This is a genomic window from Pseudomonas sp. LBUM1673, from assembly GCF_059695645.1.
In genome coordinates this window covers 681,731-701,540 of record NZ_CP166780.1, presented here as the reverse complement: position 1 = coordinate 701,540, position 19,810 = coordinate 681,731, and the positions used below count along the sequence as shown (strand labels likewise).

20 protein-coding genes are annotated in these 19,810 nt (G+C 59.5%); 10 read left to right on the top strand and 10 right to left on the bottom strand.

The window, feature by feature from the left end; translation table 11 throughout:
• The first annotated feature begins 40 nt into the window (after window positions 1-40).
• Window positions 41-916: a DMT family transporter gene (locus ACA044_RS03110; protein ID WP_497445110.1), complete on the top strand. Its 876-nt coding sequence runs from the start codon at window positions 41-43 to the stop codon at window positions 914-916.
• Between the two features lie 101 nt (window positions 917-1,017).
• Here ACA044_RS03110 and ACA044_RS03105 read toward each other — a convergent pair whose 3' ends face one another.
• The 3 genes from ACA044_RS03105 to ACA044_RS03095 form a co-directional block, all read right to left on the bottom strand.
• Window positions 1,018-1,908 (bottom strand): alpha/beta fold hydrolase, encoded by an 891-nt coding sequence (locus tag ACA044_RS03105; protein ID WP_497445109.1) that lies wholly within the window; start codon window positions 1,906-1,908, stop codon window positions 1,018-1,020.
• Window positions 1,909-2,014: 106 nt separating this feature from the next.
• Window positions 2,015-2,320, bottom strand: coding sequence for a DMT family transporter (locus ACA044_RS03100; protein ID WP_497445108.1), 306 nt, complete (start codon window positions 2,318-2,320; stop codon window positions 2,015-2,017).
• Window positions 2,321-2,959 (bottom strand): FMN-dependent NADH-azoreductase, encoded by a 639-nt coding sequence (locus tag ACA044_RS03095; RefSeq protein WP_497445107.1) that lies wholly within the window; start codon window positions 2,957-2,959, stop codon window positions 2,321-2,323.
• A 122-nt stretch (window positions 2,960-3,081) separates the two neighbouring features.
• Here ACA044_RS03095 and ACA044_RS03090 point away from each other — a divergent pair, with 122 nt between their 5' ends.
• Both ACA044_RS03090 and ACA044_RS03085 read left to right on the top strand, forming a co-directional pair.
• Window positions 3,082-3,993, top strand: a complete 912-nt coding sequence (locus ACA044_RS03090; RefSeq protein ID WP_497445106.1) for a LysR substrate-binding domain-containing protein — start codon at window positions 3,082-3,084, stop codon at window positions 3,991-3,993.
• A gap of 259 nt (window positions 3,994-4,252) precedes the next feature.
• Complete coding sequence (locus tag ACA044_RS03085; RefSeq protein ID WP_497445105.1) at window positions 4,253-4,783, top strand: ferritin-like domain-containing protein; 531 nt, start codon at window positions 4,253-4,255, stop codon at window positions 4,781-4,783.
• A 101-nt stretch (window positions 4,784-4,884) separates the two neighbouring features.
• Here the strand turns inward: ACA044_RS03085 and ACA044_RS03080 are convergent, their stop codons facing one another.
• Complete coding sequence (locus tag ACA044_RS03080) at window positions 4,885-6,960, bottom strand: AsmA family protein (protein ID WP_497445104.1); 2,076 nt, start codon at window positions 6,958-6,960, stop codon at window positions 4,885-4,887.
• A 447-nt stretch (window positions 6,961-7,407) separates the two neighbouring features.
• Between ACA044_RS03080 and ACA044_RS03075 the strand changes: the two genes are divergently transcribed.
• The 7 genes from ACA044_RS03075 (at window position 7,408) to ACA044_RS03045 (ending at window position 12,646) form a co-directional block, all read left to right on the top strand.
• Window positions 7,408-7,836 (top strand): hypothetical protein, encoded by a 429-nt coding sequence (locus tag ACA044_RS03075; RefSeq protein ID WP_497445103.1) that lies wholly within the window; start codon window positions 7,408-7,410, stop codon window positions 7,834-7,836.
• Between the two features lie 158 nt (window positions 7,837-7,994).
• Window positions 7,995-8,627 carry a TetR family transcriptional regulator gene (locus tag ACA044_RS03070; protein ID WP_497445102.1) on the top strand — a complete coding sequence of 211 codons (633 nt, stop codon included), beginning with the start codon at window positions 7,995-7,997 and terminating at the stop codon, window positions 8,625-8,627.
• Window positions 8,628-8,900: 273 nt separating this feature from the next.
• A complete protein-coding gene (ureE, locus tag ACA044_RS03065) occupies window positions 8,901-9,401 on the top strand; it encodes an urease accessory protein UreE (protein WP_497445101.1) in 501 nt (166 codons plus the stop codon).
• Window positions 9,398-10,072 carry an urease accessory protein UreF gene (locus ACA044_RS03060; RefSeq protein ID WP_497445100.1) on the top strand — a complete coding sequence of 225 codons (675 nt, stop codon included), beginning with the start codon at window positions 9,398-9,400 and terminating at the stop codon, window positions 10,070-10,072. The genes ureE and ACA044_RS03060 overlap by 4 nt, the downstream gene beginning before the upstream one ends.
• Window positions 10,073-10,095: 23 nt before the next feature.
• Window positions 10,096-10,710: an urease accessory protein UreG gene (gene ureG / locus ACA044_RS03055; RefSeq protein WP_053116815.1), complete on the top strand. Its 615-nt coding sequence runs from the start codon at window positions 10,096-10,098 to the stop codon at window positions 10,708-10,710.
• Window positions 10,711-10,744: 34 nt separating this feature from the next.
• On the top strand, window positions 10,745-11,317 hold the full coding sequence (locus ACA044_RS03050) for a HupE/UreJ family protein (RefSeq protein ID WP_497445099.1): 573 nt from the start codon (window positions 10,745-10,747) through the stop codon (window positions 11,315-11,317).
• 201 nt (window positions 11,318-11,518) lie between these two features.
• Complete coding sequence (locus ACA044_RS03045) at window positions 11,519-12,646, top strand: AGE family epimerase/isomerase (protein WP_497445098.1); 1,128 nt, start codon at window positions 11,519-11,521, stop codon at window positions 12,644-12,646.
• 120 nt (window positions 12,647-12,766) lie between these two features.
• Here the strand turns inward: ACA044_RS03045 and ACA044_RS03040 are convergent, their stop codons facing one another.
• From ACA044_RS03040 to ACA044_RS03015, 6 genes are all read right to left on the bottom strand, one after another.
• Window positions 12,767-13,534 (bottom strand): SDR family oxidoreductase, encoded by a 768-nt coding sequence (locus tag ACA044_RS03040; protein ID WP_497445097.1) that lies wholly within the window; start codon window positions 13,532-13,534, stop codon window positions 12,767-12,769.
• Window positions 13,535-14,365: 831 nt separating this feature from the next.
• Entirely contained in the window at window positions 14,366-15,082 is a 717-nt protein-coding gene (locus ACA044_RS03035; protein WP_497445096.1) for an ABC transporter ATP-binding protein, read from the bottom strand.
• On the bottom strand, window positions 15,079-15,954 hold the full coding sequence (locus ACA044_RS03030; RefSeq protein ID WP_497445095.1) for an ABC transporter ATP-binding protein: 876 nt from the start codon (window positions 15,952-15,954) through the stop codon (window positions 15,079-15,081). The genes ACA044_RS03035 and ACA044_RS03030 overlap by 4 nt, the downstream gene beginning before the upstream one ends.
• Entirely contained in the window at window positions 15,951-17,234 is a 1,284-nt protein-coding gene (gene livM, locus ACA044_RS03025; RefSeq protein ID WP_497445094.1) for a high-affinity branched-chain amino acid ABC transporter permease LivM, read from the bottom strand. Before livM ends, ACA044_RS03030 begins: the two co-directional genes overlap by 4 nt.
• 3 nt (window positions 17,235-17,237) lie before the next feature.
• Window positions 17,238-18,152 (bottom strand): ABC transporter permease subunit, encoded by a 915-nt coding sequence (locus ACA044_RS03020; protein ID WP_008068915.1) that lies wholly within the window; start codon window positions 18,150-18,152, stop codon window positions 17,238-17,240.
• Between the two features lie 168 nt (window positions 18,153-18,320).
• Window positions 18,321-19,454, bottom strand: a complete 1,134-nt coding sequence (locus ACA044_RS03015) for a branched-chain amino acid ABC transporter substrate-binding protein (RefSeq protein WP_497445093.1) — start codon at window positions 19,452-19,454, stop codon at window positions 18,321-18,323.
• Window positions 19,455-19,810 lie beyond the last annotated feature (356 nt).

Genomic DNA, 19,810 nt, shown 5'->3' with positions numbered 1-19,810 from the left:
GGTGGATAATCACCCTTCATCAACGTTCTGGTTTTTCCCGATGCAATACGCTTATCCCCTGCTGGCCATTTTCATTTGGGCTGGCAACACCGTAATCAACAAACTCGCGGTCGGCGCGATTTTCCCCGCCGAAATCGGTTTCTACCGCTGGCTGCTGGCCGGGATTCTGTTCACACCTTTCATGCTTAAACCGGTGATCGCCCACTGGTCGTTGATCCGCCCGAACCTGGGCAGGATTTTCATCCTCGGCGTGCTCGGCATGGCGGTTTATCAGAGCCTGGCCTACTTTGCTGCAACGCTGACTTCGGCCACCAATATGGGGATCATTCTGTCGCTGATGCCGTTGATGTCGCTGGCCATGGCGATGGTCAGCCTCGGCCAACGCCTGACCGCCGGCGCACTGGCCGGTGCGGTGCTGTCGTTTGCGGGTGTTTTGGTGGTGGTGTCGTCCGGCAGCCTTGGCGCGTTGCTGGAACACGGGGTGAACCTGGGTGACGCGATGATGCTGATCGCCACGCTGGCTTATGCGATTTACAGCACTCTGTTAAAAAAATGGCAGCTGCGCTTGCCGCCGCTGGTGTTGTTGTATTTGCAGGTGCTGGTCGCGGTGGTGGTGCTGTTTCCGCTGTTTCTCGCCTCACCGAAAATCGGCCCGACCCTGCACAACATTCCACTGGTGCTCTACGCCTGCCTGCTGGCCTCGATGCTTGCGCCGCTGGCGTGGATGCAGGCCGTGGTGCGCCTGGGGCCGAGCCGGACCACGCTGTTTTTCAATTTGCTGCCGTTGATTACGGCGCTGATTGCGGCGGTGGTGCTGCATGAGCAGTTGGCGCTGTATCACCTGGTGGGTGGGGTATTGACGTTGGGCGGGGTGATTTTGTCCGAGCGGTGGACCACCGTGCTTGGCCGCGCGTAACCCTTTGTGGCGAGGGAGCTTGCTCCCGCTCGAGCGCGAAGCGGTCGCAATATGGGGCTGCTTCGCAGCCCAACGGGAGCAAGCTCCCTCGCCACAGGGGACTAAACTCCCGCCGCCTTCAACCGCGCCGCATGCTCGACAAACAACCGCACCGGCTCGGCGCCCTTGCCCACCAACCCCAGCGATTGATTGACGATATCGAAGTGGTCCATCGGGTATTGATCACCAATCACCGTCCCCAGATGCGAGCTGTAACGCCCGACCATCCCGTCGCAATGCCCCGCTTCACGCACAAAGGTCCTGGCAAACAACCGGCAACTGCGATTAGTGCCGTCGAACAGGTTGCACCCGCGATCGGTTTTGCCCGGCTGCAAGGTTCCAGACCAGGAGTAATAGCGCACGCCATTGACCACTTCCGGGCCGTGCCCGCCCCAAGTGTCAGGCAGGCCCTGGGGATAACGTTGGTTGAACAGGGCCACGCCTGCCGTGGTCAGCGATTGGTGCGAAGCCGGGATATCCACCGGCAGTCTCGGCCCGCGATAGCCGGTTTCCAGCAGGCACATCAACGCGTTGATCAGCCAAAGAAAAAAGCTGAGCAGCCGGCCCTTGACGCTGTCTGCCGGGTAATGGGTGTGCAGATGGTCCGCCAGCTCCGAACCATGATTCGGCCCCGCCACCGAGGTCACCGAGGCCACCTGGTCCGGGCGTTTTGCCGCGGCGTAACGGGCGGTCAGCGAGCCCTGGCTGTGGCCGATCAGGTTGACCTTCTCGGCCCCGGTTTCGTGCAGAATCTCCTCGATCCGTGCCAGCAATTGCTCGCCGCGCACCTCGGTGGAGTTGAGCGGCGAGACCTGCACCGCAATCACGGTCGCCCCATCCCGGCGCAGCGCCGAAATGATTCCGTACCAATAGGGATAGAGCAGCAGACGGATAAACCCGAGCATTCCCGGGACCAGCACCAAGGGGTAACGCGTGGCGGAACCTTGCGACATGGGTGAACATCCTTGTGATCGGTGAGATGAAGCAAGGTCGGATGCAAGGCACCGGCCAAGCATCGTCACCCAAGATGACAACTCAACGACCAGTCTATGACATCGCTTACTTCAACCCCACCAGGCCCGCCACAATCAACCCGACCGACACCAGCTTGAGCGCGGTAAGGCTTTCGCCCAGCAACGCAAAGCCGAGAAACACCGTGCCCAGTGAACCGATGGCCGTCCAGATCGGATAGGCGATGCTCACCGGCAAGTCGCGCATGGCCAGGGTCAGGAAGTAAATCCCGCCCACCGCGGCCACCACCGTCATCACCGAAGGCCAGAGCCGGGTGAAACCTTCGGCGTACTTCATGCCCATGGCGAAGGTGATCTCGAACCCGGCGGCGATCAGCAAGAACAACCAGGCCATCTAGAACGCCCTGGCCAGCGTCAGCAAACGCTGCTCGGCCTCGGCCACGGAAACCCGAAAGGTACGCTCGGCGGACTCTTCGCCCTCGGCCGCAATGACTGTGACGTCAGTGATGCCAATAAACCCCAGTGCCGTGCGCAGAAACGGATCGGCATGGTTCATCGCTTCAAGTTCACCACCCGGCCCGAAGCCGAACCCGCCGCGGCTGGTGACGATCAACGCCTTCTTGCCCTGCACCAGCGGTTCGTACTGAGCGACGCCATTGTCCAGGGTGTGATTGAACGTCCGCCCGAGTCGCACAATCTGGTCGATCCAGGCCTTGAGGCCGCTGGGCACGCTGAAGTTGTACATCGGCGTGGAAATCACCAACAGATCATGGCCGAGCAATTCCCCCACCAACTCATCGCTGAATGCCAGATCGGCCTGCATCGACAGTGGTCGTGCTTCAGGTTCCGGATGAAAAGCGGCCGCCACAAACGCTTCGTTAACGGGCGGGATCAACGCCCGGCCGACTTCACGGCGCGTCAGTTGCGATTGCGGGTGGCGGACCTGCCAGGCCGAAAGAAACACCTCGGCCAAACGCCGCGAATGAGAACGTTCGCCACGGGGGCTGGCGTGAATGGAAAGAATTCTGTTCATCTGAATCTCCTTGAAGACTAAACTCAAACTGCTTGTGGCTTGCAGCTTGAAGCTGCCAGCCTCACTTCTTCAAATGAACAAAAATCAGTCTGGATGAATTTATTTCATCCATGGAGTTTTAAATGTTTGCCTCGTTGCCGCTGACCGCACTGCGCGCCTTCGAATCCGCCTCGCGCCTGTTGAGCTTCAAAGCCGCCGCCGAAGAACTCTCCGTGACGCCAACGGCGGTTTCCCACCAGATCCGCGCCCTGGAAAACTGGCTCGGCGTGCCGCTGTTCGAACGACTGCCACGGCAAGTGCGTCTCACCGCGTGCGGCGAACGTCTGTTCCGCAGTCTTCACGGCGCCCTGCTGGAAGTGGCGCAGAGTGTCGATACCTTGCGCCCGCAACGCAGCGGCACGAGCCTGACGATCTCCACCACGGCCGCCTTCGCAGCCCTCTGGCTTGTGCCGAGACTGGGGCGGTTTTATGCCCGACATCCAAATATCAGCCTGCGGCTGGACACTCACTGCGAAGTCATCGATCTGCATCAGGACGCCAGTGTCGATCTGGCGGTGCGTTACAGCCTCGACGATTACCCGAACCTGTATGGTCTGTGCCTGTTCGACGAATCGTTCGGGGTCTATGGCTCGCCCGAACAAGTGGCCCTGGCGGCCAGTCGGGTACCGACCCTGATCAGCGTGCGCTGGCACAACTCCAAACTTTACGCCCACGGCTGGGAGGCCTGGTGTGCACAGTCCGGCGAAACCTGGCTGACCGGGCAGCCAGCGGTGCGCGAATACGACGAAGAGCATTACGCCCTGCAAGCCGCCATCGCCGGGCAAGGCCTGATGCTGGCGAGCAATATTCTGGTGTCGGAGAGTGTGGCCAACGGTTTGCTCGTGGCTTATCGGGGTGACATTCAGGTGAATGGGGCCGGATACAGCGCACTGTGCGTACCGGGCCGTGAACGACATCCGCCGGTGCGGGCGTTTTTTGTGTGGTTGCAGGAGGAGGCGTTGCTGTCCGGGCATGCCCTGATGCCAGTCAGTTAGGGCGTAAAACCTGTGGGAGCGGGCTTGCTCGCGAAGAGGGAGTATCAGTCGACATCAATGTTGCCTGGCACACCGCCTTCGCGAGCAAGCCCGCTCCCACATGGATTGCGTTAACTGACATGCATTGGCTTGATCGCTCAAGCCCTGCCGGCGATTGGCAAATTACATAAAACTTTTCACCGAGCTCATCACTCACAACCTGGTAGCGATCACTTCTCCAGAGAGTGACGCAAACCGGATCAGCCTCCAGGAGACCGAGATGAGCGACATGCATTTGTCTGATGTAACCACCCTTCGCGAACGGGCCCGCCAGAACGTCGAGAACGGCGCCGTGACCGAAAGCTACGGCGCTAACCGCGAAGAAGTGCTGCGCCTGCTCAACGAATCGCTGGCCACCGAACTGGTCTGCGTGTTGCGCTACAAGCGTCACTACTTCATGGCCAACGGCCTGAAAGCCCATGTCGCCGCCGACGAGTTCCTCGAACACGCGACCCAGGAAGCCCAACACGCCGACCGACTGGCCGCACGCATCGTGCAACTGGGTGGAGAACCGGAATTCAACCCTGACCTGCTGTCCACGATGTCCCATGCCCAATACGTAGCCGGTAATACGCTCAAAGAGATGGTCTATGAAGACCTGGTCGCCGAGCGCATCGCCATCGACAGCTACCGTGAAATCATCCAGTACGTCGGCGAAAAAGACCCGACTACCCGGCGCATCTTCGAAGACATCCTGGCTCAGGAAGAAGAGCATGCCGATGACATGGCCGACCTTCTGAAAGATTTGTAGCGCCTGCCAGACCGCTTTCGCGAGCAAGCCCGCACACACATTTGATCGCGGTCTAATGTGGGAGCGGGCTTGCCCGCGAAGGCGTCATCACAGACACCCGATTACTTTGTAGGCTTGACCGTCACCGGCGCCTTGCCCGCCTTCATCTGCTCCAGCAACGGCGCACACTGATTCGGCTCGCCACCGCTCGGCGCTATCAGTGCCAGCAAGCCCGCCGCCGGCGCGGCAATCACACCCAATGCCACCATCCCGGCCCCACGCAGCATCAGCGGTACCGCTTTCACGCCGGCATCCGGTTTGATGAACTTGCCCCGCACATACAGCGGCGAACGCAACGAAATCAAGCGCCAGCCCTTGGATTCCGGGGTGATGGTCAGGTCCAGTTGCTCGGTCGCCATGTTCGCGGTGCCATCGATGTAGACGATCGCGTTCTCGGTATCGAAGACGAACAGCCGCGTGGTCGCCAGACCGGCCTTGATGCCGAAATCCGCCGCCGCGCAGTTGATCTTCACTTCCTTGTCGCCAAATATCTTGCCGACCACATAGTTGCCGACGTTGAGCCCCGCCAATTCCATCAACTCGCGACTGATAGCGCCGTCATTCATCAGCATCTTCAGATTGCCGTCGGCAGTGCCCAGCAGTTTGGCCACCGAGTTGCCCCGACCGGTCAGGTCGGCGTCGCCGTTGAGCTCACCGAAACTGGTTTTCATGACTTCAAAAGTGGGAAACAGCTGCTTGAGCTTGAACTTGCGCGCGGTCAGTTTGGCTTGGCCCTCTAAAGGTTCGGTGCGCCCGTTCAGACGAATCTGTGCATCCAGATTGCCCCCAGCCACGCCGAAACGCAGGGGCTCGAGGCTGAGCACCCCATCGGTCAGCACCAAATGAGTGTAGAGATCGTTGAACGGCAGTTTTTCGTTGTGGACGATGCGCTTGCCGGTGAATTCAACGTCGGCGTCCATGTCGCGCCAGCGCTCGGTTTTGAACTCCTCGACCGGCAGCACCTTGTCCGTCGGCTGCTTGCTTTCACCACCGCGGGCCTTTTGCTTGCCATTGGAGTCGGCGCCGATCAGCGGGGCCAGGTCGGCAAACAGCAATTGATTGGACACCAGCGCCCCGCTGAGCTTGGGCCGTGGCTGGCTCGCGACATAGGTCAGATTGCCGTGGATATCACTCTCGCCGATCTTGCCGTTGAAGCCCTCATAGCGGTACACCGCCCCGCCCGGCTCATGCAGCTTGGCGATCAAATGCCCGTCGGTGGCATAAGGTGGAGTATCCGGCAGCGTTACACCGATCAGTGGATAAAGATTACCCAGGCTGGCACCAGCCAGTTTCAGGCGCAAGTCCAGGGCGCCGAGGTTCAATGGATCGGTAAACGTGCCGGCCAGTTCGACGCTGGTATCAGCGATCTTTATTTGCGCCTGAAGCGGGAACGGCTTGGTGGCGTCCTGCAATGCCAGCAGGCCACCAATCTTGCCCTGGCCCACGAGATTCTGGCCGTGGTATTGGCCTTTGACCTTCAACGCGAACGCATAATCCTGCGGCGAGCCGCCCTTCTCAAACGCGGTTTTTGCTGCCTTGTCGCCGACGATGTCGCTGAACCGAATCGGTTTACCCAACGGATCGATGAGCAAGTCGAGCCGAGTCTTCAGGCTCTGGTCATCGAGCGTGACGTGGCCCTTGTCGAAGCCGATGGCACCGATGTCCAGCACCCAGTTCGAAGGCTCGGTGTTCGGGTCTTTAGGGTCGAACTTGAACGTCCAGTTGGCGCGACCGTCGGCCAGACGCTGCAGGTCAGCATTGGGTTCGGTCAGGTCGATGCGCGGGATCACCACCCGCTGCGCCAGCAAGGCCAGAGGCGAAATACGCAGTTCGACGCGCTTGAGGCCGGCCATCTGCGGTTGCTTCGACCAGTCCGGGTTGCCCAGGCTCAGGTCCTCGGCCACCACGTGCGGCCACGGCACCCAAGCCCGCCAGCCACCCTCGTCGGGCTCACGCTGCCAGACCACCGCAAGGTTGCCATTGATGGCGAATGGGCGATGCAGTTCTTCGGATACTTTGGCGTTCAGGGGCGGTTTGATCCGGTTCCAATCGAAGAACGCGATGATCAGCACCAGGATGGCCAGCAGGACAACGAGGCTGGCGAAGGTCCAGGCGAGAATTTTACGAGTGCGCGTCATTGCACAGGGCTCCTGAATACGACTGAGCGCCCCGACAGCGACGCATCTATGAAACGTTAGGCCAGAACGGGCCTGCCATGAAATGTACGACTGGAAAATGGCCCGCAGGTTTAACCCAAAGGCCGATTCGGACGCAAATAAGCCGACCCGCCCCCTAATGCCAGTCAGTTAAGCGCTCCCACAGGTTCCGCGCCTTAACTGACTGAGATTAGCCCCGCCTCATCCTTTTGGGCGTTACCGACTCCGCACTTTCGGGAGGCAAAAGTGAGTCAAAAATACCCACCTCAGTGCAAAAACCCCCGCCGGAAACGCCCGTTCTAGAGCCTTTCAACTGAACAATCAATTCTGTTGATTATTACCATTGCGTTTATGAACTTTTATATCGACTTATCGGGAGTAGCATTGTTCTCGTACCCACTTTACCGCCCTCCCAAGGAGCAACTCATCATGAAACGCGAATTACTGCTTAGCCTGACCCTCTCGATGTTAGCCAGCACCGCTTTTGCTTTGCCGGCCGCTGATCAAGCCACTCCACAAGTGAAAGACAACCAATCTGTACTCAGCCAAACCGTTGCTGCTGATGGTTCAGACCGCACTCCACAAGGCCAAACCCTGGCTGCTGACGGTTCCGACCGCACCCCACAAGGCCAAACCCTGGCTGCTGACGGTTCCGACCGTACCCCTCAAGGCCAAACCCTGGCTGCTGACGGTTCCGACCGTACCCCTCAAGGCCAAACCCTGGCTGCTGACGGTTCCGACCGTACCCCTCAAGGCCAAACCCTGGCTGCTGACGGTTCCGACCGTACCCCTCAAGGCCAAACCCTGGCTGAAGGTGGTGGTGACCGTGTGATCGAACGCAACAGCGCTGTGAGCTAAGCCCATGGCGGCCCTGAAAAAAAGCCCAATCCTCGGATTGGGCTTTTGACTTTAATAGAAGCTGCATTTCTCCGCGAGATCCCCCGATAGTCGTTCGACGCCAGCGAAGCCGATTTGTTAGAGTGCGCCGCTGTCCCTGTCCAGAAAACACCCTTGCGATGCTGCCCCGCGCCGAACAGAAACAACAGACCCGCAACGCCCTGATGGACGCTGCCCGACACCTGATGGAAAGCGGCCGAGGATTCGGCAGCCTGAGCTTGCGCGAAGTGACCAAAACCGCCGGGATCGTGCCCACCGGTTTCTACCGGCATTTCGCCGATATGGACGAACTGGGCCTGGTGCTGGTGAGCGAAGTCGGCCAGACCTTCCGCGAAACCATCCGCCTGGTACGCCATAACGAGTTCGTCATGGGCGGCATCATCGATGCCTCGGTACGAATCTTTCTCGACGTGGTCACGGCCAATCGCTCGCAATTTCTGTTTCTTGCCCGCGAGCAGTACGGCGGTTCGCTGCCAGTGCGCCAGGCCATTGGCCGCTTGCGCGAAGACATCAGCTCGGACCTGGCGGCCGACTTGTCGCTGATGCCGAAGCTGCAACACCTGGACATCGACGGATTGAGCGTCATTGCTGATCTGATCGTCAAAAGCGTGTTCGCGACCTTGCCGGACATCATCGATCCGCCCGCGCAGGCGTTGCCGGAACATCTGACGCCTCAGGCGAAAATTACCCAGCAATTGCGGTTTATCTTCATTGGATTGAAGCATTGGCAGGGACTCGGCAGTACCGAGTAAACAATTCCCCTGTGCGAGCGGGCTTGCTCGCGAAGAGGGAGTGTCAGTCGACATCAATGTTGCCTGGCACACCGCCTTCGCAAGCAAGCCCGCTCCCACCCAATCAGTCGCGCTGCATTTTGGTGCGCAACAACCCCTCTCGCACCAACTTCAATCAATATCATGCAACATCCTGAATCACCCCCTTCGCGCCGACAGGCATTTCCCACGTATCACCCGATTGGCAAGCCCCTTGCTCTAGCCTGAACATTGTTCATTGCTGGAAGCCTTCCGATGCTGGTGATTCATCGCAGAATCGACCCTCAACCCGTCTGGGCCGCCGAGTTGCACCTGACCTTCGAAGCCAGGAGCAAAAGCCGCTTGCGCTGTTTCAGTGCCGAGGGTGAAGACGTCGGGTTGTTTTTGGAGCGCGGTCAGCCGCCGCTGTATGACGGCGAATGCCTGCAAGCCGAAGACGGGCGCGTCGTTCGCGTCTGCGCTCGCCCCGAACAACTGCTGCATGTCACTTGCGCCAACGCCTTTGAACTGACCCGCGCGGCCTATCACCTGGGCAACCGGCATGTGGCCTTGCAGGTCGGTGATGGCTGGTTGCGCTTGCTCGACGATTACGTACTCAAGGCCATGCTCGAACAGCTTGGTGCCAAGGTCGAGAACATCGAAGTGTCGTTCCAGCCGGAACATGGCGCCTATGGCGGTGGCCATCACCATTCGCGGCATGGCGACGAGGATTTCAACTACCCGCCGAAACTGCACCAATTCGGCGTACGTTTATGAACCCAGCCTGGGCGCTGTTGCGTCTGGCCAGCCCGCAGCTGCCGATTGGCGGCTACAGCTATTCCCAGGGTTTGGAGATGGCTGTGGATAACGCTCGCGTGAACGATCCCGACAGCGCGCGGCGTTGGATCAGCGACCAGTTGCTGCTGAACCTGGCGCGTTTCGAAGCCCCACTGCTGCTCGCTCATTGCACCGCTGCGGCCGAAGAAAACTGGGCCGAACTGTTGCAACGCTGCGAAGAACATCGCGCCAGCCGCGAAACTCGCGAGCTGCATCAAGAAAGCCGGCAGATGGGTTATTCGTTGAAGCAACTGCTCAACGGCTTGCCGGAACTGGATGCGCCAGCCCGGACCTTTCTCGAGCAATGCCCTGAACCGCACCTGGCCCTCGGATGGGCGCTGGCCGCTCGCGCCTGGCAAATCAGCCCGCAAGATGCGCTGGCCGCCTGGCTCTGGAGCTGGCTGGAAAATCAATTGGCAGTGCTGATGAAAACCCTGCCCCTGGGTCAGCAAGCCGCCCAGCGCCTGACCAGCGAACTGCTGCCATTGCTGCAACAGGCGCAGCAAAACGCCACCCGAATCAACCCCGAACACTCTGGCAGCGCCGCTTTCGGCCTGTCCCTGGCGTGCATGGCCCATGAGCGCCAGTACAGCCGTCTGTTCCGTTCCTAGGGCCTTTTAATTTGGAGAGTCACATGAACACACAACCCCTGCGCGTCGGCATCGGCGGCCCGGTCGGCTCCGGCAAAACCGCCCTGACCCTGGCCCTGTGCCTGGCCCTGCGCGAGCGCTACAACCTCGCGGTAGTGACCAACGACATCTACACCCGAGAAGACGCCGATTTCCTGGTGCGCAACGAAGCCCTGGCGCCAGAGCGGATCATCGGCGTGGAAACCGGCGGCTGCCCGCACACGGCGATCCGCGAAGACGCCTCGATCAATCTCGAAGCCGTGGATCAACTGAACCGGCGCTTTCCAGGGCTGGACCTGATTCTGGTGGAGTCCGGTGGCGACAACCTCTCGGCGACCTTCAGCCCGGAACTGTCCGACCTGACTATCTACGTGATCGACGTTTCGGCCGGCGACAAGCTGCCGCGCAAGGGCGGGCCGGGAATCTGCAAATCCGATTTGCTGGTGATCAACAAAATCGACCTCGCACCGTTGGTGGGCGCCTCGCTGGAGATGATGGACAGCGACACCAAGCGCATGCGTAACGGCAAACCGTTCGTCTTCAGCAACCAGAAAACCGGCCAGGGTCTGGAAGCAATCATCGCCTTCATCGAACGCCAGGGCTTGCTGACTGCGGCCTGACCACGATCACACTTATCAACAAGGAAGCTTATCCATGACACTGAAACGCATTCTGGGCGCCATGGCCCTGCTGCTGACCCCGACCATCGCCTTCGCTCATCCGGGCCATGGCGACAATGGCCTGATGGCCGGCATCAGCCACCCGATCGGCGGCCTCGATCATTTGCTGGCGATGGTTGCCGTGGGGTTGTGGGCAGCGCAGCACAAAGGCGCCGCGCGCTGGGCGCTGCCATGCACGTTCGTCGGCACCATGCTCATCGGCGGGCTGCTGGGCTTTGAAGGGCTGAACCTGCCGGCGCTGGAAAGCGGGATTGCGGCATCGGTTTTGGCGTTGGGCCTGGCGGTGGCATTGGCGGTGCGTCCACCGTTGAGCATGGCAGTGGGTGCGACCGCGTTGTTTGCGTTGTTCCACGGCGTGGCGCATGGTCTGGAGTTGCCGGACATGTCGAGCCCGTGGGCCTATGCCGCAGGGTTTGTGGTGGCGACGGCGACTTTGCATGCAGCGGGTTATGCGGTGGTTCGAATGTTGCCTCAAGCGGCGGCACCATTGGTTCGGCTCGCGGGCGCGGCTTCGGCGGCGACTGGGGTGTGGTTGCTGACGGGTTGATTCTCTAGCGCCTGAACCGGCCTCTTCGCGGGCAAGCCCGCTCCCACAGGATATTCGCCGCCCGCACAGATCGTGTGAATACCGATGATCCCTGTGGGAGCGGGCTTGCCCGCGATAGCGTCCGATCAGACACCGCCTCTCTCAAGCCTGCCTCTCTGCTACCATGTCGCGCAATCGCCCCTGCCGTGACGACGCCAGCCAATGCCGCCTGTTTCCCGCTCTGCTTCCCAGCCTGAATTGACCGCCCTGTTTGCCTCGGTGCAACAGCACTTCCAGGACGTGATCGTGCCGCTCTGGCAAGGCCCCGGCTGGAACGCCGACATGGCATTGCCTTATGAAGCGCTGGACGCCGAGCATCGACCGCTGCCACCTCAGCGCTACCGGGCCATGGCCTGTGCGCGGCAGCTGTACCTGTTTTCCAGCCTGGTCGGCCAAGTTCCCCAGGCCGAAGAACGGGCGGCGGCGCTGTTCCGTTCCTTGCAGCGACATTTCCATGATGCCGAGCATGGCGGCTGGTTCTATAGCATCGACCCGCAAGGTGCGCCGCTGGATCAGCGTAAAGACCTCTACACCCACGCCTTCATCCTGTTCGCCTGCGCCCATTATTGGGACAAGGTTCGCGAACCGCTGGTGGAGTCGGTGCTCAACGCCGCGCTGGAAGTCGTGGCGCAGCGTTTCGCCACGGGTGACGGCCTGTACGAAGCGAGCCTGGACCGAGATTGGTCCTCGCTCAACGCCGGGCCGCTACAGAATCCTCTGATGCACCTGGCCGAAGCCTTCCTCGCCACCCTTTCGGTACGTGAAGACGCTGTTGTGCAGAGCGCGCTCATCGAGTTATGCACAGCCATGCAAAAACGCTTCATCGACCCGCAACACGCGGTGTTGATGGAAAAGCCGTTGGGAGCTGTGGATAACTGGTTCGAGCCAGGGCATCAGTTCGAATGGTATTTCCTGCTGGAGTCCTCGCCATTGCTGCATGGCTCGAAACTGCACACCTCGCTGGAACGCGCGTTTGCGTTCACTGAACAACGGGGTGTCGATCAGCAGACCGGTGCTGTGCGAGCGATGCTTGCACTGAACGACCGCCCTCGTGATGCGACCCAACGCATCTGGGCCCAGGCCGAGTACCTGCGCGCCCTGACCTTGCGCCCGGGTAACGAAGCATCGGTGCAGCACCAATTGCAGGCGTTGCAACAACGCTTTTTACATGCGGGCGGCTGGTATGAGTGTCGTGACGAGCAGGGTGAAGTGAGCCGCAAGGACATGCCTTCGACCACGCCTTATCACTTGGCGACCTGTTATCGCGGGTTGGCGGAGTATTTGCGCTGATTGGGAGATTGCTTTCGCGGGCAAGCCTCGCTCCTACAGGTTTGATGTTGAATCGCGATTCTGCGAACGACACATGACTTGCAGGAGCGAGGCTTGCCCGCGAATAGCCGTTACGCGGTCTTAAGCCTTCGTATTACGCTCAATGGCAAACCCGCTCCAGGTCTGGCTCACCGGCATCAGCTCGAGGCTATTGATGTTGATGTGGGCCGGCGCGTTGAGCACCCAGAAAATAGTCTCGGCGATGTCTTGCGGCTGGATCGGCTCGGCGCCGGCGTAAGTGGCGTTGTACCGCTCTTGGTCACCGGCAAAACGCACCAACGAGAACTCACTCTCGCACAGACCCGGCTCGATGTTGCTGACCCGCACGCCCGTACCTTGCAGGTCGCAGCGCAGGTTCAGGGAGAACTGTTTGACGAACGCCTTGCTGGCGCCATACACGTGGCTGCCCGGGTACGGGTAGTTGCCGGCGATGGAGCCGAGGTTGACGATGCTGGCGCCACGGCCATGAGCGATCAAACGCGGCAGCAGCAGGCGAGTGCTGTACATCAGGCCTTTGATGTTGGTGTCGACCATGGTGTCCCAATCATCAAGATCGCACTTGGGGGCCGGGTCCACGCCCAGGGCCAGGCCGGCGTTGTTGATCAGCCCGCGCAGCTTGGTGAAGGACGGCGGCAGGTCGGCAATCGCCTCCTCCATGGCTTTGCGATCCCGTACGTCGAGCACCAGGCCATGAACCTCGGTCTGCTTCGACAACTCGGCGCACAGGGCATTGAGGCGTTCTTCACGACGACCTGTCAGCACCAGTTTCCAGCCGGCTTCGGCAAAACGACGGGCACAGGCTTCACCAAAACCGGAGGTCGCGCCGGTAATAAACAGGGTGTTGGACATCGTGTTCTCCTTGCTTCGGCTGATCGACAGCCCTTGGAATAGAAAATCAGGTGCCAGCATGCCCGGCCTTGCCCACACCGGCAACTGTCACAAAAACCGTACAAAAAATGATCAACACTGGCAACGCCATATGCCCCGTGGCTTGCAGCCATGTACGCGCACCTTATCCACAGGCCGGTCCACAGTTTCCGGGGGCAAGTGGAAAAGCTGCAAGCCGCTGTCCACAAGGCTTTGCGGGCAGATTAGAAATTTTTTTGCTTGACCCTCGGGTGTCGGCAGTGTAACCCCGGGCAATTTGCACGACCGAGCGATCAAACCGACGATGGCGCCAAGCCAGCAACTACGGCCCTCCGCCGAGTCTTTCCAGAGTTTAACCACAGACTTATCCACAGGCTTGTCCACCTCAATTCATAGCCTGTTCGCCCATAACAAAAAGGTTGACAAAGCCTGCTTCAGGTCTTGCAAAAACACCTGATCACAAAACAACCACCTCTCTGTAAGCCACGTATTTAAAGGCTTGCAGCCAGCTACTCCCACGTTATTCACAGCCAGCTCCACAGCAAACGGGGACAAGTCAAAACCGTGACAAAACAGCGATTTGCAGCGGCTTTATGTCGCGCTTTGAGAGGTCATGAATATTGTTTTCCACAATTTCCCTTTACCTCAAAGCACCATCCTGTGTAGGAGCTGCCGAAGGCTGCGATCTTTTCCACAGACACCTCAAAGCAAGATCAAAAGATCGCAGCCTTCGGCAGCTCCTACGAGGGATTTTCGGGCATAAAAAAACGCCCTGACGTTGAGTGCGTCAGGGCGTTTTTTTGCCTCTTCGGTTTAGTGCCCGCCGAGGTAGGCGTTACGCACTTCATCGTTCACCAGAAGCTCCTTGCCGGTGCCGCTAAGGCGAATCTCGCCGTTGACCATCACGTATGCCCGATCCGACAGCTTGAGCGCGTGGTTGGCGTTCTGCTCCACCAGGAAGATGGTCATGCCGGTGCGGGCCAGTTCCCGCAGGGTTGCGAAGATCTGTTTCACCACAATCGGCGCCAACCCCAGGCTCGGTTCATCGAGCAACAACAGCTTTGGCCGGCTCATGAGCGCCCGGGCGATGGCGAGCATTTGCTGTTCGCCGCCGGACATGGTCATGGCGCGCTGGGTACGCCGCTCTTCGAGCCGTGGAAACAACTCGAACATGCGCTGCATGTCTTCCTTGGCGTACTTGTCACCGATCGGAATGGTGCCCATCAACAGGTTTTCCTCGACGGTCATGTCAGGGAACACCCGCCGGCCTTCCGGCGACTGAGCGATACCATTGGACGCGATGTAGTGCGACGACTTGTGAGTGATATCCACACCCTGATAGATGATTTGCCCGTCAGCGGCCCGCGGCTGGCCGAAGATCGACATCAGCAGGGTCGATTTGCCGGCGCCGTTGGAGCCGATCAGGCTGACGGTTTCACCTTCATTGATGTGCAACGAGACTTTCTTCAGGGCCTGAATCGGCCCGTAGAACACGTCCAGATCCTTGAGTTCGAGGATGGGTGCACTCATACCACTTCCTCTTCTTCTGCGCCCAGGTAGGCGGCAATCACTTTCGGATCGTGTCGAATCGCTTCAGGCCCGCCCTCGGCGATGACAACGCCGTGGTCCAGCACCACGATGTGGTCGGAAATACTCATTACCATGCCCATGTCGTGTTCGATCAGCACCACGGTCAGATCATGCTCGTCGCGCAGCAGCCGGATCATCGCGCTCAGCGCTTCGGTTTCCTGAGGGTTGAGGCCGGCGGCCGGTTCGTCGAGGCAGATGATCTGTGGCCGGGTGCACATGGCCCGGGCGATCTCCAGACGGCGTTGTTGACCGTAGGACAGCTCACCAGCCAGGCGGTTGGCGCAGTCCACCAGGTTCACCACTTCCAGCCAATAGAACGCGTGTTCCAGTGCATCGCTTTCGGCTTTGCGGTAACCCTTGGTGTTGAGGATGCCCGAAAGCAGGTTGCGGTTGACCCACATGTGTTGGGCCACCAGCAGGTTTTCCAGCACCGACATTTCCTTGAACAAGCGAATGTTCTGAAAAGTCCGCGCCAGACCGGCACGGTTGATCAGGTGCGTGCCACCAAACATCTTGTAGTGAAGCCGGCTGACGAAGCTTTTCGGCGAAACGAAATCAACTGCCTTGAACGGTTCCCCGAGCATTTTGATGACGTCGGTTTTCACACCATGGGCGTTGAGTTCGATATGCCCGCCGGACGCTTTATAGAACCCGGTCAGGCAGTTGAACACCGTGGTCTTGCCCGCGCCGTTGGGGCCGATCAACGCAAAAATAGAGTTGCGTTTGACTTGCAGGCTGACGTTACTCAGGGCTTTGATGCCGCCGAAGTGCATCATCAGATTTTCGACCGAGAGAACGATTTCTTCGCTCATGGCGCCACTCCTTTACGCGGGGTCACACCGGTGCGGCTGATCCGAATCAGGCCACGCGGTCGCCAGATCATCATCAACACCATCAGGATGCCGAACAGCAGCACGCGATACTCAGCGAAGCCGCGCAGCAGTTCCGGGGCGACGGTCAGCACGAACGCCGCAATCACCACGCCGATGGTCGAGCCCATGCCGCCGAGCACCACGATGGCGAGGATCAGTGCCGATTCGAAGAAGGTGAACGAGGTCGGGTTGACGAAACCCTGATAGGTAGCGAAGAACACGCCCGCCAGACCGGCAGTCGATGCGCCGATGGTGAACGCCGACAGCTTGACCAGTACGTGATTCAGGCCCATGGAGCGACAGGCGATTTCGTCTTCACGCAAGGCTTCCCATGCGCGACCGACCGGCATGCGGGTCAAGCGGTGCTTGATGTACAGCACGGCCAGAACCACCAGGAACAACACCGCGTATATGAAGTAGTACTTCACGTCCGGGTTATAGGCGATGCCGAAGAACTCATGGAACGGGACGCCCCCCTCCTTCGCTCTTTTGCCAAACTCGAGGCCGAAGAAGGTCGGCAACGGAGCCGCCATACCGTTCGGGCCGCCGGTCAGGGACAACCAGTTATTGAGGATCAACCGGATGATTTCACCGAATCCCAGGGTCACGATCGCCAGGTAGTCACCGTGCAGGCGCAGCACCGGGAAACCCAGGATGCAACCTGCCAACCCGGCAATGATTGCCGCCAGCGGCAGCACCGTCCAGAAACCCAGCCCCAGGTATTGATAACCGAGCGCCAGCCCGTAGGCACCGATGGCGTAGAACGCCACGTAACCCAGGTCGAGCAGGCCGGCCAGGCCGACCACGATGTTCAGCCCCAGGCCCAGCAATACGTAGATCAGCCCGAGGATGACCACGCCCAGGAGGTAGGAGTTGGAGAAAAACGGGAACACCACGGCGATAACGATCATCACCGGGATAATCCAGCGCAAGCGGGATTTGTAATCAGGCGGCAGTACATGAACCCCGGAGCCGGTACTTTCAAAGCCTTCAAGAATTCTCAGGCCCTTGGGGGTTTGCAGGAACAGGCTCAAGGCAAAGCGGCCGGCCATGACGATGGCGACAATCCATGCCACCCGGGTCGCTTCCAGGTTGAAGCCGTAGCCGTCGAGGACTACGCCGACAATCGGGCCGAACACAATCAGGGCCACCAGGCCGGCAAGAATCGCGTCAACCAGGCTTCTTTTGAGATCAATGGTTTTTTTAGTGGTTGAAGACATCGCTTACACCTTCGACACAAGAGGACGGCCGAGCAGGCCTTGGGGCCGAAAGACCAGAACGAGAACGAGCAGCGAGAAGCTGAAAACGTCTTTGTAGTCCGAGTTGACCAATCCGGAGAACAGCGACTCGGAGATCCCCAGAATGATCCCGCCGAGCATCGCCCCAGGCAGCGAGCCGATCCCACCAAGCACCGCGGCGGTGAACGCCTTGATGCCAATGATGAAGCCCGCGTAAAAGTCGAATGTGCCGTAGTTCATGGTGATCAGCACGCCGGCCAGGGCCGCCATCGCGGCACCGATGATGAACACGTAGGAAATGACGCGATCGGTGTTGATCCCCAGAATCGAGGCCATCTTGCGGTCTTGCTGGGTGGCGCGGCACATACGGCCGAGCTTGGTGTACTTGATGACGTAGGTCAGCAGGGCCATCCCGACAAACGCTGCGACCAGAATGAAGATCTTGGTGTAGGTAAGCTGGACGAAGCCAGTTCCGACTTCAACTCGCCATGCACCGGTCAGCAATGTCGGTACGCCCTGTTGACGGGCGCCTTGGGAAATCTGTGCATAGTTTTGCAGGATCAGCGAAATACCGATGGCGCTGATCAGCGGTGCCAGTCGGGTGGAGTTGCGCAGCGGTTTGTAGGCGACGCGCTCGATGACCCAGCCATACACCGCGGTGACGATGATGGTGAATACCAGTGTGCCAAGCATCAGCAGGGGGAAGGATTCAATACCGAAGTATGCCAGCAGAGCCAGACTGATCGCCGCGAGGTAAGCGGAAATCATGTAAACCTCGCCGTGGGCGAAGTTGATCATGCCGATGATGCCATAGACCATTGTGTAGCCGATGGCGATCAGGCCATAGACCGACCCGAGGGTCAGGCCGTTGACCAGTTGCTGCAGGAAAATACCATCCATAACGCAATCTCACGCACTTGAGAGACTGCACAAAAACCGGGTGCGCCGGACCGGAGTTCAGCCGCCGACGCAACACGGTTATATGCAGCTCTACGAGAAAAGACAGGTACAGCACGGACATGTTCTTTGATTGCCCGGCGCAAGGCGCCGGGCAATCAGCAAGTCATATCACTTCTGTTTTTCCAGCTGGTGGTATTTGCCATCCTTGTCCCACTGGTAAACCACGTAGTCGGAGACTTTCAGGTCGCCCTTGGCGTCCCAGGTCTTCTCGCCCATCACGGTTTTGACCGGATTTTTCTTCAGCCACTCAGCGGCTTTCTCGCCACTGTTGGATTTGGAGCCATTGAAGGCTGCGGCCAGGGTCTGGACCGAAGCATAGGCGTACAGGGTGTAGCCTTCAGGCTCGGTGCCTTTCTTGCGGAACTCGTCCACTACGGTCTTGCTCTCTGGGAGCATGCGTGGGTCGGCACCAAAGGTCATCAGCACGCCGTCAACGAATTGCGGACCGCCAGCGGTGGTCACCAGTTCGTCGGTTACGATGCCGTCGTCGGACATGAACTTGACGTCTTTGAGACCTTGCTCACGCAGTTGACGAACCAGAGGACCGGCTTCCGGGTGCAGGCCGCCGAAGTAAACGACGTCGGCGCCAGCGCCGCGGATTTTGGTGACGATGGTGCTGAAGTCTTTTTCGCCACGGGTCAGGCCTTCGTACAGGACCGGCGTTACGCCGCGCTTGGCCAACTGAGCCTTGGTAGCATCCGCCAGACCTTGACCGTAGGTATCCTTGTCGTGCAGGACCACCACTTTCTTGCCCTTGAGCACGTCGACGATGTAGTCGCCGGCCACGATGCCTTGCTGGTCGTCACGCCCGCACATACGGAACATGGCACTCAGGCCGCGCTCGGTAACAGCCGGGTTGGTGGAACCTGGCGTGATCGCGATGATGCCCGCTTCGTCGTAGATCTCGGAGGCCGGGATGGTCGACGAGGAGCAGAAGTGACCGACCACGCCAGCGACTTTCTGGTTGGTCAGGTCCTTGGCGACCGTCACAGCCTGCTTCGGTTCGCAGGCGTCATCGCCTTTGACCAGTACGATTTTTTCCCCGTTGACACCGCCAGCCGCGTTGACCGCATCAGCGGCTGCCTGCGCCCCCTTCATGTACTGCTCGCCAAATGCGGCGTTGGCGCCTGTCATCGGACCCGCCACACCGATTTTCACATCAGCCTGTGCAAACGCAGAAACACCCAACGCAGCTGCCACTGCGAGGGCCAGAAAGCCTTTCTTGTAAAACGTCTGGGACATGAGGTGGTGCTCCAAGGTTTTTTTTAGTTGGCACTGCGACTTCACTGATGCTCAGAGCAAGGGCCGTGCCATCGGTTTTTTATTCTGAAAAAAGTCGCTGCTTTATTGTTATTTCGACTGTTTCGGGCCCTTTTTCATTGGGCGTGCAACCGTCTAAACCGCGAGAGGTGAAACCTTTTATCTCATAAGGCGCAACCCACGCGCGCCATCATTGCAACCGCAGCGTCAAACGATGTGCAACCAGCCTGTAACAGCCTGCGTCACCGAACTGCACACTGCTGGTGCGCAACTGCTACAACCCGCACCACTACAGGCTAGCCGCTTCGCCGAAAAGCGCCGCTTCCAGCAACATATTT

Excerpts from the sequence above, each read along its gene's own strand:
- ACA044_RS03085 (WP_497445105.1), top strand. The coding sequence starts at position 4,253 with ATGAGCGACATGCATTTGTCTGATGTAACCACCCTTCGCGAACGGGCC.
- ACA044_RS03095 (WP_497445107.1), bottom strand. The coding sequence starts at position 2,959 with ATGAACAGAATTCTTTCCATTCACGCCAGCCCCCGTGGCGAACGTTCT.
- ACA044_RS03050 (WP_497445099.1), top strand. The coding sequence starts at position 10,745 with ATGACACTGAAACGCATTCTGGGCGCCATGGCCCTGCTGCTGACCCCG.
- livM (WP_497445094.1), bottom strand. The coding sequence starts at position 17,234 with ATGTCTTCAACCACTAAAAAAACCATTGATCTCAAAAGAAGCCTGGTT.
- ACA044_RS03100 (WP_497445108.1), bottom strand. The coding sequence starts at position 2,320 with ATGGCCTGGTTGTTCTTGCTGATCGCCGCCGGGTTCGAGATCACCTTC.
- ACA044_RS03070 (WP_497445102.1), top strand. The coding sequence starts at position 7,995 with ATGCTGCCCCGCGCCGAACAGAAACAACAGACCCGCAACGCCCTGATG.
- ACA044_RS03110 (WP_497445110.1), top strand. The coding sequence starts at position 41 with ATGCAATACGCTTATCCCCTGCTGGCCATTTTCATTTGGGCTGGCAAC.
- ureE (WP_497445101.1), top strand. The coding sequence starts at position 8,901 with ATGCTGGTGATTCATCGCAGAATCGACCCTCAACCCGTCTGGGCCGCC.
- ACA044_RS03080 (WP_497445104.1), bottom strand. The coding sequence starts at position 6,960 with ATGACGCGCACTCGTAAAATTCTCGCCTGGACCTTCGCCAGCCTCGTT.
- ureG (WP_053116815.1), top strand. The coding sequence starts at position 10,096 with ATGAACACACAACCCCTGCGCGTCGGCATCGGCGGCCCGGTCGGCTCC.
- ACA044_RS03105 (WP_497445109.1), bottom strand. The coding sequence starts at position 1,908 with ATGTCGCAAGGTTCCGCCACGCGTTACCCCTTGGTGCTGGTCCCGGGA.
- ACA044_RS03060 (WP_497445100.1), top strand. The coding sequence starts at position 9,398 with ATGAACCCAGCCTGGGCGCTGTTGCGTCTGGCCAGCCCGCAGCTGCCG.
- ACA044_RS03035 (WP_497445096.1), bottom strand. The coding sequence starts at position 15,082 with ATGAGTGCACCCATCCTCGAACTCAAGGATCTGGACGTGTTCTACGGG.
- ACA044_RS03020 (WP_008068915.1), bottom strand. The coding sequence starts at position 18,152 with ATGGATGGTATTTTCCTGCAGCAACTGGTCAACGGCCTGACCCTCGGG.
- ACA044_RS03040 (WP_497445097.1), bottom strand. The coding sequence starts at position 13,534 with ATGTCCAACACCCTGTTTATTACCGGCGCGACCTCCGGTTTTGGTGAA.
- ACA044_RS03045 (WP_497445098.1), top strand. The coding sequence starts at position 11,519 with ATGCCGCCTGTTTCCCGCTCTGCTTCCCAGCCTGAATTGACCGCCCTG.
- ACA044_RS03030 (WP_497445095.1), bottom strand. The coding sequence starts at position 15,954 with ATGAGCGAAGAAATCGTTCTCTCGGTCGAAAATCTGATGATGCACTTC.
- ACA044_RS03075 (WP_497445103.1), top strand. The coding sequence starts at position 7,408 with ATGAAACGCGAATTACTGCTTAGCCTGACCCTCTCGATGTTAGCCAGC.
- ACA044_RS03090 (WP_497445106.1), top strand. The coding sequence starts at position 3,082 with ATGTTTGCCTCGTTGCCGCTGACCGCACTGCGCGCCTTCGAATCCGCC.
- ACA044_RS03015 (WP_497445093.1), bottom strand. The coding sequence starts at position 19,454 with ATGTCCCAGACGTTTTACAAGAAAGGCTTTCTGGCCCTCGCAGTGGCA.